Origin of the sequence: Nonomuraea sp. NPDC049684 (assembly GCF_044465345.1) — a bacterium.
GTDB lineage: Bacteria > Actinomycetota > Actinomycetes > Streptosporangiales > Streptosporangiaceae > Nonomuraea.
Window position 1 is genome coordinate 80201 of sequence record NZ_JBITLO010000023.1, and the last position, 12649, is coordinate 92849.

The 12649-nt window shown below is 71.6% G+C and carries 15 protein-coding genes; 8 read left to right on the forward strand and 7 right to left on the reverse strand.

Annotation, left to right across the window (positions count from 1 at the left end; all coding sequences use genetic code 11):
- Window positions 1-24: 24 nt before the first annotated feature.
- The gene (locus ACIBST_RS45095) at window positions 25-492 is read right to left on the reverse strand and encodes an NUDIX domain-containing protein (RefSeq protein WP_397179625.1); all 468 of its coding nucleotides are present in this window, start codon (window positions 490-492) and stop codon (window positions 25-27) included.
- 13 nt (window positions 493-505) lie between these two features.
- Entirely contained in the window at window positions 506-1261 is a 756-nt protein-coding gene (locus tag ACIBST_RS45100) for an XRE family transcriptional regulator (protein ID WP_397179626.1), read from the reverse strand.
- A gap of 423 nt (window positions 1262-1684) precedes the next feature.
- On the opposite strand from ACIBST_RS45100, the gene ACIBST_RS45105 reads away from it, so the two are divergent.
- Complete coding sequence (locus ACIBST_RS45105; RefSeq protein WP_397179627.1) at window positions 1685-1897, forward strand: hypothetical protein; 213 nt, start codon at window positions 1685-1687, stop codon at window positions 1895-1897.
- A gap of 277 nt (window positions 1898-2174) precedes the next feature.
- Here the strand turns inward: ACIBST_RS45105 and ACIBST_RS45110 are convergent, their stop codons facing one another.
- Together ACIBST_RS45110 and ACIBST_RS45115 are read right to left on the reverse strand one after the other, a co-directional pair.
- Complete coding sequence (locus ACIBST_RS45110; protein WP_397179628.1) at window positions 2175-2381, reverse strand: hypothetical protein; 207 nt, start codon at window positions 2379-2381, stop codon at window positions 2175-2177.
- 10 nt (window positions 2382-2391) lie between these two features.
- Entirely contained in the window at window positions 2392-2748 is a 357-nt protein-coding gene (locus ACIBST_RS45115) for a MarR family transcriptional regulator (protein ID WP_397179629.1), read from the reverse strand.
- Between ACIBST_RS45115 and ACIBST_RS45120 the strand changes: the two genes are divergently transcribed.
- The 3 genes from ACIBST_RS45120 (at window position 2717) to ACIBST_RS45130 (ending at window position 4567) form a co-directional block, all read left to right on the forward strand.
- The gene (locus ACIBST_RS45120; protein ID WP_397179630.1) at window positions 2717-2941 is read left to right on the forward strand and encodes an alpha/beta fold hydrolase; all 225 of its coding nucleotides are present in this window, start codon (window positions 2717-2719) and stop codon (window positions 2939-2941) included. The two genes, ACIBST_RS45115 and ACIBST_RS45120, sit on opposite strands and share 32 nt — an antisense overlap.
- Before the next feature lie 107 nt (window positions 2942-3048).
- Window positions 3049-3963, forward strand: coding sequence for an ABC transporter permease (locus ACIBST_RS45125; RefSeq protein ID WP_397179631.1), 915 nt, complete (start codon window positions 3049-3051; stop codon window positions 3961-3963).
- A 52-nt stretch (window positions 3964-4015) separates the two neighbouring features.
- On the forward strand, window positions 4016-4567 hold the full coding sequence (locus tag ACIBST_RS45130) for a GNAT family N-acetyltransferase (RefSeq protein ID WP_397179632.1): 552 nt from the start codon (window positions 4016-4018) through the stop codon (window positions 4565-4567).
- 30 nt (window positions 4568-4597) lie between these two features.
- On the opposite strand, the gene metE is transcribed toward ACIBST_RS45130, so the two are convergent.
- Entirely contained in the window at window positions 4598-6757 is a 2160-nt protein-coding gene (gene metE / locus ACIBST_RS45135; protein WP_397179633.1) for a 5-methyltetrahydropteroyltriglutamate--homocysteine S-methyltransferase, read from the reverse strand.
- 82 nt (window positions 6758-6839) lie between these two features.
- On the opposite strand from metE, the gene ACIBST_RS45140 reads away from it, so the two are divergent.
- A complete protein-coding gene (locus tag ACIBST_RS45140; protein ID WP_397179705.1) occupies window positions 6840-7679 on the forward strand; it encodes a LysR family transcriptional regulator in 840 nt (279 codons plus the stop codon).
- 5 nt (window positions 7680-7684) lie between these two features.
- On the opposite strand, the gene ACIBST_RS45145 is transcribed toward ACIBST_RS45140, so the two are convergent.
- Both ACIBST_RS45145 and ACIBST_RS45150 read right to left on the reverse strand, forming a co-directional pair.
- Window positions 7685-8365, reverse strand: coding sequence for a DNA alkylation repair protein (locus ACIBST_RS45145; RefSeq protein ID WP_397179634.1), 681 nt, complete (start codon window positions 8363-8365; stop codon window positions 7685-7687).
- Window positions 8362-9033: a TetR/AcrR family transcriptional regulator gene (locus ACIBST_RS45150; RefSeq protein WP_397179635.1), complete on the reverse strand. Its 672-nt coding sequence runs from the start codon at window positions 9031-9033 to the stop codon at window positions 8362-8364. Before ACIBST_RS45150 ends, ACIBST_RS45145 begins: the two co-directional genes overlap by 4 nt.
- A gap of 98 nt (window positions 9034-9131) precedes the next feature.
- Here ACIBST_RS45150 and ACIBST_RS45155 point away from each other — a divergent pair, with 98 nt between their 5' ends.
- From ACIBST_RS45155 to ACIBST_RS45165, 3 genes are all read left to right on the forward strand, one after another.
- Complete coding sequence (locus tag ACIBST_RS45155; protein ID WP_397179636.1) at window positions 9132-10286, forward strand: acetyl-CoA C-acetyltransferase; 1155 nt, start codon at window positions 9132-9134, stop codon at window positions 10284-10286.
- A gap of 123 nt (window positions 10287-10409) precedes the next feature.
- Complete coding sequence (locus ACIBST_RS45160) at window positions 10410-11888, forward strand: glycoside hydrolase family 3 protein (RefSeq protein WP_397179637.1); 1479 nt, start codon at window positions 10410-10412, stop codon at window positions 11886-11888.
- 4 nt (window positions 11889-11892) lie between these two features.
- Complete coding sequence (locus ACIBST_RS45165) at window positions 11893-12558, forward strand: pentapeptide repeat-containing protein (protein WP_397179638.1); 666 nt, start codon at window positions 11893-11895, stop codon at window positions 12556-12558.
- Window positions 12559-12649 lie beyond the last annotated feature (91 nt).

Sequence of the window (12649 nt, forward strand, 5' to 3'; positions counted from 1 at the left end):
AGCCCGGTGACAGCGGGATCCTGATCAATCGACGTGCGGATGCCTCTGCCCCAGGTAGTCGTTGAGCTGTCGCCACTGGGTCGGATGGATGTCGAGCGTGTGCAGCTCGCCCGGCTCGACCCAGCGCACGTCGCTCGCCTCGTCGTTGGCCTCCGGACGGCCGCCGACCGGGCGGGCGATCAGCATCACCTCGTACTCCTGGCGGACCTCGCCGTCGGTGTAGGCCACGATGTGGGCCGGGTCGGAGTAGACGCCGAGGAGGCCGGTGGGCTCGACGCGGACGCCCGTCTCCTCTTCCGTCTCCCGTACCGCGCACTGCGAAGGCGTCTCGCCGATCTCCATCTTGCCCATCGGCAGCGCCCACTGGCCAGTGTCGCGCCGGCGCTGCATGAGGATGCGTCCGGCGTCGTCCACGGTCACCGTTCCGCAGGCCGGCACCAGGCTGTTCGCCTTCGGGGCGTCAGGGTCGTTCCAGTACTCGATTCGTCCCATGGGGCACGCCTCCTCAGACTTCCGCGCCGGACCACGGAACGGCTCCGGCCCAGACTCGCTCGAACGATGACATGTAGTGCTCGGCCATCGTCCCCCCGTCGAGACGATGGAAGTGGAAGGTCGGGTTGGCGGAGGCTGGTTCGCCGTACGCGTGCGGGTTGACCAGGATGTCGTCGTCGTAGCGGAACAGCGAGGCGTACAGAGTGGTCGCGTGCAGCCGGATCTCACAGCCATCCAGGTCCGGCAGCGTCCGGTAGTAGGTCAAGGATGAGCGGATCTTGGCCGCTAGCGTGCCGCTCAGCCCTTCCTCGCGATCTCGCGTCTCCACCGACTGCGCGTCGGGATCGCCGAAGCACAATCTGATCGCGACACCGCGCTGTGCGAGCTCGGTGAGCAATCGGGCGATCTTGGGTTGCGTCTGGGCGTAGAAGGTTCCTGAGAAGACGAGAACGTCCACCTGCTGCTGAGCATCGGTGAGAAGCCGTAGCCAGAGCTCACGAGGCACGCTGGCACGGTCGGGAAAGACCTCCACGAGCTCTGACCGGTTCGCCCTGCCCCGGCGAGCCCCGCTGCCTTCCAGCACATCGGGCCACAGATACGTCTCGTCGGCGGTCAGCAGTTTCGCCGCCGCCCACCTGTGCCGACGATGCGGAACACGGCCGGTGTTGATCCAGCGTTCGACTGTCTTGGGTTCGACGCCGCAGGTCTCGGCCAGGTCCTCCAGGGCCACACCATGACGGAGCATCGCTGTGCGTAGGCGCTCGTTCACGAATCCAGTGGACGCGACCGGCCGGGGACGTTTCAAGGCCGTCCAGGGACGTTTCCCGGTGCCTCGACACGTCCTGGCGATGGGCTGCGGCGAGGTTGGAAGGTCCCGTGCTCCTGGCTTCACTTGGCGTACCGGGACCGAAGTCACTGGAGGCAGGTGGATGAACCCACAACCCGCACGATCGCGCCCGCGGGTCATGCTGTCGCTGGACGCGGCGGAGCAACTGCAGCGGAAGTCGAGGCATCTGCACGTGCCCGGTGACGTACATGACGGCTACGGGATGGCGCTCGTCTCCGTTCCGGGCGGTCTCGTCGTCTGGTGTCGCCACGAGGGGTTCTGGTGGCGTACGGGCTGGGGGCCGGACCGCAAGCGTGCCCTCCACGCCTGGCACCCACTTCCGGCCCCGGGAAGGGCGGCGCGGCCATGAGCCTGACCGTGCAGCAGGTTCTTGGCAGGTTTCCCGGGTGGCGGATCATGGACGTGACGGGCGGCTGGGTCGCGTTCCGCGTCCCCCTCGTGTCCGCTGACAGCGGGCTCTCCAACGTCCGCTGCGGAGCGACCCTGGCGGAACTGGCCGAGAACCTCCAGGCCGAGAGCAGGCTGCACAAGTCGCGCTCACCTACGACGAGCAACTGATCGGACGGAGGGTGACCGGGCACGCCGTCCCTGTCCCGCCGCCCCGAAGCAGTCGTTCTTCAGCGGTAACGGTGCTGCTGGCGGCGGTTCTCAGAGTCTTTCCGGCAGGAGGAGCAGCGAATGGGTGTGGTGCGGGCGCACCACCGTGAAGTGTCGGCGATCGAGCGTGGCCACCTCTGGAGTGTTGAGCCGTTCGGCGATCGCTATGACGGAGGCGTCGACCGCGCCCAGAGGCAGGTTCGACCAGCGGCGACCAACGGGCCTGTGTCAAGGACGATCACAAGGGAGGATTGTCCTCCGCCCGCAGGATCTCCTCGGCGCGTTCCGCGAAATCCGGCTCCGCCTCGAGCATTCCGATGAACGGCAAGTCCCGCACCGCCTGCTGCTCGTCGAGCTGATCCCGGACCAGACGGAGCAGAGGCGCGACCTCATCCTCGGGCAGCCGGTCCACCAGGTGATGAAGTTCGTCGCGCATCGCGCTCATGCCATCCAGGCTACGAGACGTGAGCGCCCTGAGCCTGGGACACCACTGTCCTGGCAGGGGAAGGCCGTCCCGTCGAGCTCTGGGTGACGGCCTGGTGGACGTCGTTGAGGAAGCGTTCGATCGTGGCCTGTTCCGTGGTGTCGTACCCCTCCATGAGCTGGACGATCTCCTGGATGAGCGGGCCGAAGAAGCTCCAGCCGAGCGTGACGGCGCTCTCGTCGACCTTCAGCAGCACACGGCGCCGGTCCCGGGTGTCGCGTTCCCGGCGGACGTGGCCGAGCCTTTCCAGACGGTCCACCACCGCCGTGGTGCCCGCGGAGTTGAGGCCGAGGTGCGTGGGCCCAGGCTCGCTGCGGGCGCTCACCACGCCGGCGCTCGTGCTCGTCGCCGGGCGCGGCAAGGCGCACTCGCCGCACCGCGTCGCGTCGGCCGCCGCCCGCCTGCTGCCGGGCGCGCGGACCGCGGTGCTGCCGCGCCTGTCCCATCACGCGATGCCGTGGCACGAGCCCGCCGACCTCAACGCCCGCGTCGCCGGCTTCCTCGACGGACGAGCCACCTGACCGGCTGAGCCGCGCCCTTCCGGAGGCGCGCGGGCACGCCCATCTCGCCGTTCCGGAACCTAGACTCCTGGGCATTCCGCGACGCAGCAGGCCGTGAGGAGACTCCCATGCCATCCGCGCCCGAACAGGAATCACTCGCCGCCCTCGCCACCCGTCACGGGCTGCGGCGATCCATGGCCCGCCCGGACATGCACGTCTACCTGCGCCGATTATGGGAACGCCGGCACTTCGTCCTGGTGTACGCGACCTCGCGCACCGCCTCGAAATACTCCGCCTCCGCGCTCGGGCAACTGTGGCAGGTGCTGACGCCGCTGCTGAACGCCGGCATCTACTGGGTCATGTTCGGCCTCGTCCTGGGCGGACACGACCACATCGACAACTATGCGGCGTTCCTCGTCACGGGGATGTTCGTCTTCACCTACAGCCAGCGGTCGGCCTCGGCGGGGGCGAAGTCCGTCTCGGGGAACCTCTCGCTCATCCGCGCCCTGCACTTCCCGCGCGCCGCGCTGCCCCTGGCCTACACCCTTCAGGAACTGCGGCAGGCGGCCGTCTCCATGGGCGTGCTGCTCGTCCTCGTGGTGGTCATGGGGGAGTTCCCCACCTGGTTCTGGCTGCTGGTCCCGGTCGCCCTGCTCCTGCAGACGATGTTCAACATCGGGCTGAGCCTGGTCCTGGCGCGGTTGGGGGCCTCGCTGCGCGACGTGAACCAGCTCCTGCCGTTCGTCCTGCGGACCTGGCTGTACGCCTCCGGGGTCTTCTTCTCCATCCAGTACAAGATCGTGGGATATCCGGACCCGGTCACCGGCAAGCCGGTCGGCGGCGTCGGGCTGCCGCAGTGGGTGGCCGACGTCATGTATCTCAACCCCGCCGCCTCCACCATCGAGTTCATGCGCGACATCCTGATCCACGCGGCCGGCCCTCGCCCGCTCGTCTGGCTGAGCTGCTTGTTCTGGGCGGTCGCCGGGCTGACCCTCGGGCTCTGGTATTTCTGGCGGGCCGAGGACAGGTACGGGCGCGGGTGAGGGCCGGAAAAGGGCTCGCGCGCGGGGGGCGTGCTCTGGTTTGCTCCCCTTCATGACGTCTGCGTGGGTCGGCGAGCGCGTGCGCCTGAGGGCCATCGAACCGGAGGACTGGGCGGCGTTCCTCGCCTTCGAGGAGGACACCGACGCGGCCAGGAACGGCTGGCGGGTTCATCCGCCCCGCTCGGCCGCCGAGGCGCAGAAGTGGGCCAAGGAACTGGCCGAGCAGGAGTCCGACATGGACGAGCTGCGCCTGGTGATCGCCGACGCCGGCGACAACCGGCCGGTCGGCATGATCAACACGCACGAGGTCGAGCGGGTGCACGGCACGTTCTGCTACGGCATCTCCATCGGCACGCCCCACCACCGCAAGGGCTACGCCGGCGAGGCGATCGTCCTGCTGCTGCGCTACATGTTCGCCGAGCGCCGCTTCCAGAAGGCCGAGGCGTGGGTCTACAGCTCCAACGACCCGTCGCTGGCCCTGCACCGGCGGCTCGGCTTCGTCGAGGAGGGCCGCCGGCGCAGGAGCCGCTTCGCCGCCGGACGCTACGACGACGGGATCCTGTTCGGGATGACGGTCGAGGAGTTCGCCGAGCTCCACGGCTGACGCTCGGCCGGTCGAGGGGCTCACCGGGCTCTACGGCGCAAGCTCGGCCCGCAGCCGCCGGGTGGCCTCGACGACGTGCGCCAGCGAGGCCTCCACCTGCTCGTACGTCCGCGTCTTCAGCCCGCAGTCGGGGTTGACCCAGACCCGCTCGGCCGGCAGCGCCGCCAGCGTCCTGCGCAGCAGGCCCTCGACCTCGTCCGCGCCGGGCACGCGCGGGGAGTGGATGTCGTACACGCCTGGGCCGAGGCCGCGGCCGAACGCGCGCACCGCGCCCAGGATGCGCGCCCCCGAGCGGGCCGACTCGATCGTGGTGACGTCGGCGTCCAAGCCGTCGATGGCGGCCAGGATCTGGTCGGCGTCCGAATAGCACAGGTGGGTGTGGATCTGGGTCCGGTCGGCCGCGCCCGAGGTGGCCCGCCGGTACGCCGCCACCGCCCACTCCAGGTAGTCGGCCTGCGCGGCCCGCCGCAGCGGCAGCAGCTCGCGCAGGGCGGGCTCGTCCACCTGGATGATCGACACCCCGGCCGCCTCCAGGTCGCGCACCTCCTCGCGCACCGCGTCGGCCACCTGGAACACCACGTCCCGCAGCGGCAGGTCGTCGCGGACGAACGACCAGGCCACGATCGTCACCGGCCCGGTGAGCATGCCCTTGACCGGCTTGGCGGTGAGCGACTGCGCGTAGGAGGCCCAGCGCACGGTGATGGGCCCGGGACGGCCGACGTCGCCGTGCAGGATCGGCGGCCGGGTGCAGCGCGACCCGTACGACTGGACCCAGCCGTTCCTGGTGACCGCGAACCCGTCCAGGTGCTCGGCGAAGTACTGCACCATGTCGTTGCGCTCGGGCTCGCCGTGCACGAGCACGTCCAGGCCGAGGCGTTCCTGCACCCTGACGACGCGCTCGATCTCGGCCTCGACCCGCCGCTCGTAGTCCTCCTCCGGCAGCGTGCCGGCCACCACGGCCGCCCGCGCCGCGCGCAGCTCGCCGGTCTGGGGGAACGAGCCGATGGTGGTGATCGGCAGCACGGGCAGGCCCAGGTGGGCGGCCTGGGCGGCGGCCCGGACCGCGTACGGCGCCCGCTCCTCCGGCGCGGCCGGCGCGGTCAGCGGCGCCGAGGGCCCGGCCGGGACCGGCCCCCCGAAGTCCGGCCCTCCGGCGACGGCGAGGGCCAGCGCCACCACCTCGGCCACCTTCTGCTCGGCGAACGCCAGCCGTTCCCGCAGCGCCGGATCGAGGTCGGGCTCGGCGTCCACGTCGTAGGGCACGTGCAGCAGCGAGCAGGACGTGCTCACCGTCACCCGGTCCGCGCGCACGCCGCCGAGTGCGGCCAGGGCGCGTTCCGGCGAGGTGCGCCACACGTCGCGGCCCGAGACCACGCCCGCGACCACGGTCTTGCCCGGCAGGTCGGGCACGGCGCCGCCGCGCACCAGGTCCACGCCGATCGCCTCGACGGGCGTGCCGGCCAGCACCGGCAGCGCGGGCCCGAGGTCGCCGAAGTAGGTGGCCACGAACAGCCCCGGGCGGACGGCCGCCGACCCCAGCCGGTCGTAGGCGAGCCGCACGGCCGCCAGCTCCTCGGGCGTGCGGTCGCCGGTCAGCGCCGGCTCGTCGAGCTGCACCCACTCGACGCCCTCGGCGGCCAGCGCCGCGAGCAGCTCCTCGTAGCAGCCGAGCACGTCCTCCAGCCGCTCGGGCGCCCCGGCCAGCAGCAGGAACGTCACCGGCCCGACCACGACGGGCCGCGTCTCGTGGCCGAGCGCGCGGGCCTCGCGCACCTCGGCCAGCGGCTTGGCGGCGTCCAGCTTGAAGACGGTCTCCGGGCCGATCTCCGGCACGATGTAGTGGTAGTTGGTGTCGAACCACTTCGTCATCCGCAGCGGCGCCAGCCCCTCGGTGCCCCTGGCCATCGCGAAGTAGGGGTCCTCGGCCGCGCGGTAGCGCTCGGGCACCGCGCCCAGCAGCACCGCCGTGTCCAGCACGTGGTCGTACAGGGAGAAGGTGTTGGACGGCAGCCCTTCCAGGCCCAGCTCGGCCAGCCGCCGCCAGGTCCGCTCCCGGATCTGCGCGCCCGTCCGCTCCAGCTCCGCGCGGCCGGACCGCCCGTCCCAGTACGACTCCAGGGCCCGCTTCAGCTCCCGTCGCGGCCCGATCCTCGGGTACCCGAGCACCGTGGACGTGGGGAATGGCGACATCTCAGCTCCTCGATCACGTCGGTCAGATGCCGGAATCGTGTCCGGCGGGACCGAGGTGGTGCATCATCGATAAGTGCTGCTTATGCTCAAGGAGATCCACTGCTTCCTCCTGGTCGCCGAGCGGCTCGGCTTCTCGGCCGCCGCCGCCGACCTGGGCATGTCGCAGCCCGCCGTGAGCCAGGCCATCACCCGGCTCGAACGCGCCGCCGGGGTGAGGCTCTTCGAGCGCAACGCCCGCGAGGTGCGGCTGACGGCCGAGGGCAAGGGCCTGCTGCCGTACGCCCGGCAGGTGCTCGAATCGGCCCAGGCGTTCACCGCGGAAGCCGCCAGACTGGCCCGGCCGACGATTCACCTGGCTTATCCACCCCTGGTGGGCGCGCTCGCCGCGCGCATCGCCAGACGGCTGGCCGGGCGCGCCCCGGCGATCGGCGTGGAGCTCGTCGTGGCCGGACGGGGCGCCGCGGCCCAGGCGCTGGGCAGCGGGGAGGTCTCGGCCGCGATCCTGTCCACACCGGCCCCCGCGCAGTTCGTCACGGCGGCCCGATTCCACGTGACCGTGGACCATCTGGCCGTCCCGCTCGGGCACCGGCTGGCCGGGTACGGCAGGGTCACGCCCGACGACCTGGGCGGGCAGGTGCTGCTGACGCCGGGGAGCCGGCCGTGGGCGGGGCTGCCGGGGCGTGCGCGGATGGTGGCCGACGACGACTTCGCCGCCGCGCTCGACCTGGTGGCCGCCGGGGCGGGGCTGCTGCCGATCCCGCAGCTCCTGGTCAGGTCCGTGCGGCGGAACGACGTGCGGTTCGTGCCGCTGGAGGCGGGGGAGCTGCGCATCACCTACGCGCTGGCCTGGGCGCGGGAGCGGGTGACGCCGGAGCTGATGGCGCTGGTGCAGGCGGTGCAGGACGCGCTCTGGACCAGGTGAGGCGGTCAACTCAAAGGCAGGTTCTTCAGGGCCTCGCGGCGGCTCAGGCCGGAGATGCCCTTGGCGCGGACGTATCGGATGACTTCGTCGGGGTTGGTCTTGGCGTACTCGCGTAAGGACCAGCCGATGGCCTTGCGGGCGAAGAAGTCGGTGTCGGACAGGCTGGGCTCGATGCAGGCGTATAACAGGGCCGTGTCGGTGCGGGACTTGAAGCGGTTCTGGCACAGGATCGCCGTGCGGCGCTTCCACAGGTCGGCGTCGGCCGCCCACTCCAGCATGAGCGGGCGCATGGTGTCGGGGAAGGCCGCCAGCAGGTCGCCGACGCGGTGGGTGGCCAGCTCGTCGACCAGGTCCCACCAGGCGCCGGTGACGATCATCTCCTCGTACATCGGCACGGTGTAGAGGGTCTGGAAGTCGCGGTAGTAGTGGTGGCCGGTCAGCTCGACGGCGGCGTAACGCTCCTCGCGGTACTCGGCCTCCCGCCACAGCGAGAGCACCGCGCGCCGCCACTCGGGCGCGGAGTCGATGCGGTGGCGGGCGAACACCCGCCGCAGCGCCGCCCGCCTCGGCGTGGCCTGCACGCCGAGGAAGGGCATCTCCGACTTCATGTACGCGCGCATCGGCTCGGCCTTGTCCGGCTCGGCGATCTCCTCAAGGGCCAGCCGCACCGCCTTGCCGAGGCTCATCCCTGACGCTGGGTCGTGCGCTCGCCGGTGGCGAGCCCGTCGAACAGCACCGTGATGTAGTGCTCGGCCAGCGCGGTGGTGTTGAGCCTGCCGCCGGGACGGAACCACCGCACGGCCACCCAGATGGTGTCGCGGATCATCCGGTAGGTCAGCTTGGGGTCGACGTCGGCCCTGAACAGCCCGGCCGCCTGACCGGCCTTGATCTGGGCCACCCAGATCTGCTCGACCTCGTCCTCGGCCTTGACCAGGTAGTTGAAGCGCTCGAACTGGCGCAGGTAGTTCCAGTCGTTCTGCATGACGGTGATCGCGGCGCGGTGGGGCTCCAGGGTGCCGAAGCCGATGCGGACCATCTCCGACAGGACCGTGCGGGCGTCGGCGTTGCTGTCGACGGCGGCGCGGTAGCGGGCGATGAGGTCGTCGAGGAAGGTGGACAGCACCTCGTCGACGATCGTCTCCTTGGAGTCGAAGTGGTGGTAGAGGCTGCCCGACAGGATGCCCGCCTCGTCGGCGATCTCGCGTACGGTCGTGGCCTGGAAGCCCTTGCGCGCGAAGAGCTCCGCGGCGAGTTTGACGAGGTGGTCGCGCCGCTCTGAGGCCGCCCCAGTGGAGGAGGCGCGCTGGCGCTTCGCCGGTGACGTGGTGGTGCCGGAGTTCTTTCGCGTGGTCACGTTTCCCATTATGAGCCCTCAGACAATCGCTTGTTCACACGCCAGGCCCAGCTCGTAGGGCATTATCGCACTTACCAAGCGCTTGTTAGGATGAGGGGATGAATGAGGCTTACATCGTCGCCGCCGTCCGTACCCCCGTCGGGCGCAGGAACGGCGGGCTGGCCGCGGCCCACCCGGCCGACCTCGGCGCGCACGTCCTGCGCGAGCTGATGGACCGCGCGGACGCCGATCCCGCCGCCGTCGAGGACGTGATCTTCGGCTGCGTGGACACGATCGGGCCGCAGGCCGGGGACGTCGCGCGTACCTGCTGGCTGGCCGCCGGGCTGCCCGAGCACGTGCCGGGCGTCACCGTCGACCGCCAGTGCGGCTCCTCCCAGCAGGCCCTGCACTTCGCCGCCCAGGCCGTGCTGTCGGGCACCAGCGACCTGGTGGTGGCGGGCGGCGTGCAGAACATGAGCATGATCCCGATCTCCTCGGCCATGCTGGCGGGCCGGCCGCTCGGGCACGAGACGCCGTTCGCCGGGTCGAAAGGCTGGGCCGCCCGCTACGGCGCGGCGGAGGTCTCCCAGTTCGCCGGCGCCGAGCAGATGGCGGTGGACTGGGACCTGTCGCGCGAGGACATGGAGCGCTTCGCCCACGAGTCCCACCGCCGCGCGCTGCGGGCCGTGGACGAGGGGCGTTTCCGGCGCGAGATCGTCCCTTACGAGGCCGTCGCCGACGACGAGGCGCCCCGCAGGGACACCACGCCGGAGAAGATGGCCGCGCTCCGGCCGCTGGCCGAAGGGGGGCGGCTCACGGCGGCGCTGGCGTCCCAGATCTCCGACGGCGCGGCGGCGCTGCTGGTCGCCTCGCCCCGGGCCGTACGCGACCACGGGCTGACCCCGCGCGCCCGCGTGCACCACCTCTCGGCGCGCGGCGCGGACCCGATCATGATGCTCTCCGCGCCCATCCCCGCCACGGCCCACGCCCTGGGCCGGACCGGCCTGGCCATCGACGACTTCGACGCGATCGAGATCAACGAGGCGTTCGCCTCAGTCGTGCTGGCCTGGCTCAAGGAGACCGGCGCCGACCCCGCCCGGGTGAACCCCAACGGCGGCGCCATCGCGCTCGGCCACCCGCTCGGCGCGACCGGCGCGGTCCTGACCGTGAAACTGCTGCACGAACTCGAACGCACCGGCGGCCGGTACGGCCTGCAGACCATGTGCGAAGGCGGGGGACAGGCGAACGTCACCGTCATCGAACGCCTCGGTTGAAAGGCCGCGCGCGCAACTGAAGTGAGCATTTGCGGCAATGGTTGAACAAGACACGGAAGGCACCGGGCTGACATCAGAAAATGCCTCTAGCAAATAGGAAACTTTCCTATTAGATTTCGGGTCATGCCCCTCAGCGGTGACCTTCTTCGCCTCGCCGACGCCGTTCTCCTCCCTGGTTTCGCGGGACGGACGCCTCCGGACTGGATCCGCCGCCGACTCGGCGAGGGACTGGCCGGCGTGGTGCTGTTCTCCCGCAACATCGCCGACCCCGCGCAGGTCGCCCGGCTCACCGCCGCGCTGCGCGCGGAGAACCCCGCGGTGCTCGTCGGCACCGACGAGGAGTCCGGCGAGGTCACCCGGCTGGAGGTGAGCACCGGCAGCAGCCGTCCCGGCGGGTACGCGCTCGGCGTCGTGGACGACGTCGGCCTCACTGAGGCCCTGGCCAGGGACATGGGCGGCGAACTGGCGGCCGCGGGCATCACGATCGACTTCGCCCCGTCCGCCGACGTCAACTCCAACCCCGACAACCCGGTCATCGGCCTGCGCGCCTTCGGTGCCGACCCCGCGCTCGTCGCCCGGCACACCAGGGCGTTCGTCCGCGGCCTGCAGTCGGCCGGGGTGGCCGCCTGCGCCAAGCACTTCCCCGGCCACGGGGACACCACCGTCGACTCCCACCACGGCGTGCCCGTGGTGGCCGACGCCGGCATCGAGGAGGCGCTCTTCCCCTTCCGGGAGGCGATCAAGGAGGGGGTCAGGTCGATCATGACCGGCCACCTGCTGGTGCCCTCCTACGACGCCGAACTGCCCGCCACGCTCAGCCCCAAGGTCCTCACCGGCCTGCTGCGCGAGGAGCTGGGCTTCCAGGGAATGATCATCACGGACGGCATAGAGATGGCCGCGGTGTCGGGGGCGTACGGGATCGGGGGCGCCTCCGCCCGCGCCATAGCCGCGGGGGCCGACGCGATCTGCGTGGGCGGCGAGCGGGCCGACGAGGCCACCGCCGTCGAGGTCCGCGACGCCATCGCCGCCGCCGTGACCGAAGGACTGCTGCCCGAGGAGCGACTGGCCGACGCCGCCCGCAGGGTCCGCGAGCTGGCCGCCTGGACCACCTCCTCGGGCAGCCCCGTACCGGAGGACGGCTACCTCGGGCTCTCCGCCGCCCGCCGGGCCGTCCGCGTCACCCGCAGGTCCACGGCCCCCGTGCTGCCGCTCACCGGGGCGGCGCACGTGGTCGAGCTGACGCCCGAGATGAACCTGGCCATCGACAAGGGCACCCCGTGGGGCGTCGGCGAGCCGCTCGGACGGCTGCTGCCCGGCACCGCCGTCACCCGCCTGGCGGCCGCGGACACCACCGGGGCCAGGCTGGAGCGGCTGATCGGCGAGGCGGCGCAGCGCCCGCTGGTGATCGTGGTCCGCGACGCCCACCGCTACGCCTGGCAGGGCGAGGCGCTGCGGCACCTGCTCAGCGCCCGGCCGGACGCCGTCGTCGTGGAGATGGGCCTGCCCGCCCGCTCCGACCTCGGCGCCGTGCACATCGCCACGTACGGGTCGGCGCGGGTCTGCGGCCAGGCGGCGGCGGAGGTGCTCACCGGTACGCTGTGACACCGTGATCCTCGACGGCGAAGACCTCTCCCACAGCCGCCCCGCCCTCCACGGCGACGGGCCGCACGTCTTCCGCGGCTGCGACCTGACCGAGGCCGCCCTGTCCGGAGCCGCGCTGGCCGGCGCCCGCTTCGAGTCCTGCGTGCTCGACGGCGCCGACCTGCGCAAGGCCGACCTCGACGGCGCGGTCTTCGCCGGCGGCGGCGGCATGCGCCCGAGGTTCAACGACGCCGACCTGATCGACGCCACGTTCACCGACGTCGACCTGTCCTCGGCCCAGTTCGGCGGCGCCCTGCTCACCGACGCCTCCTTCCAGGGCTGCCGCATGATCGGCGCGGCGCTCACGGCCTCGCGCGGCACCGGCTTCAAGGTCGCGCGGTGCAACCTGACGCTGGCCAACCTCGGCGGCTGCTCGCTGCGCGGCGAGTTCATCGAGGGCGTGCGCTTCGACGACGCCGACCTGTCGGGCTGCGACTTCACCGAGGCCACCTTCAGCGACTGCCGGCTCATCGGCACGCGGCTGCTCAACACCACGTTCGCCAAGGCCGACCTGCGCGGCGCCGACCTCGGGCAGCCCGACGACGCCAAGCTGCGCGCCTTCGCCGGCGCGATCATCAACCAGACCCAGGCCAACGCCATCCTGCTCGCCCGGGGCATCACCGTCCTGTGAGCCGGGCTCCGCGCGTGGTCAGGCTCCGCGTGGGGTCAGGCTCCGCGTGGGGTCAGGCTCCGCGTGGGGTCAGGCTCCGCGTGGGGTCAGG

Coding starts and splice junctions, on each gene's coding strand:
- ACIBST_RS45125 (WP_397179631.1), top strand. CDS start 3,049: ATGCCATCCGCGCCCGAACAGGAATCACTCGCCGCCCTCGCCACCCGT.
- metE (WP_397179633.1), bottom strand. CDS start 6,757: ATGTCGCCATTCCCCACGTCCACGGTGCTCGGGTACCCGAGGATCGGG.
- ACIBST_RS45155 (WP_397179636.1), top strand. CDS start 9,132: ATGAATGAGGCTTACATCGTCGCCGCCGTCCGTACCCCCGTCGGGCGC.
- ACIBST_RS45145 (WP_397179634.1), bottom strand. CDS start 8,365: ATGAGCCTCGGCAAGGCGGTGCGGCTGGCCCTTGAGGAGATCGCCGAG.
- ACIBST_RS45095 (WP_397179625.1), bottom strand. CDS start 492: ATGGGACGAATCGAGTACTGGAACGACCCTGACGCCCCGAAGGCGAAC.
- ACIBST_RS45130 (WP_397179632.1), top strand. CDS start 4,016: ATGACGTCTGCGTGGGTCGGCGAGCGCGTGCGCCTGAGGGCCATCGAA.
- ACIBST_RS45160 (WP_397179637.1), top strand. CDS start 10,410: ATGCCCCTCAGCGGTGACCTTCTTCGCCTCGCCGACGCCGTTCTCCTC.
- ACIBST_RS45140 (WP_397179705.1), top strand. CDS start 6,840: ATGCTCAAGGAGATCCACTGCTTCCTCCTGGTCGCCGAGCGGCTCGGC.
- ACIBST_RS45105 (WP_397179627.1), top strand. CDS start 1,685: ATGAGCCTGACCGTGCAGCAGGTTCTTGGCAGGTTTCCCGGGTGGCGG.
- ACIBST_RS45110 (WP_397179628.1), bottom strand. CDS start 2,381: ATGAGCGCGATGCGCGACGAACTTCATCACCTGGTGGACCGGCTGCCC.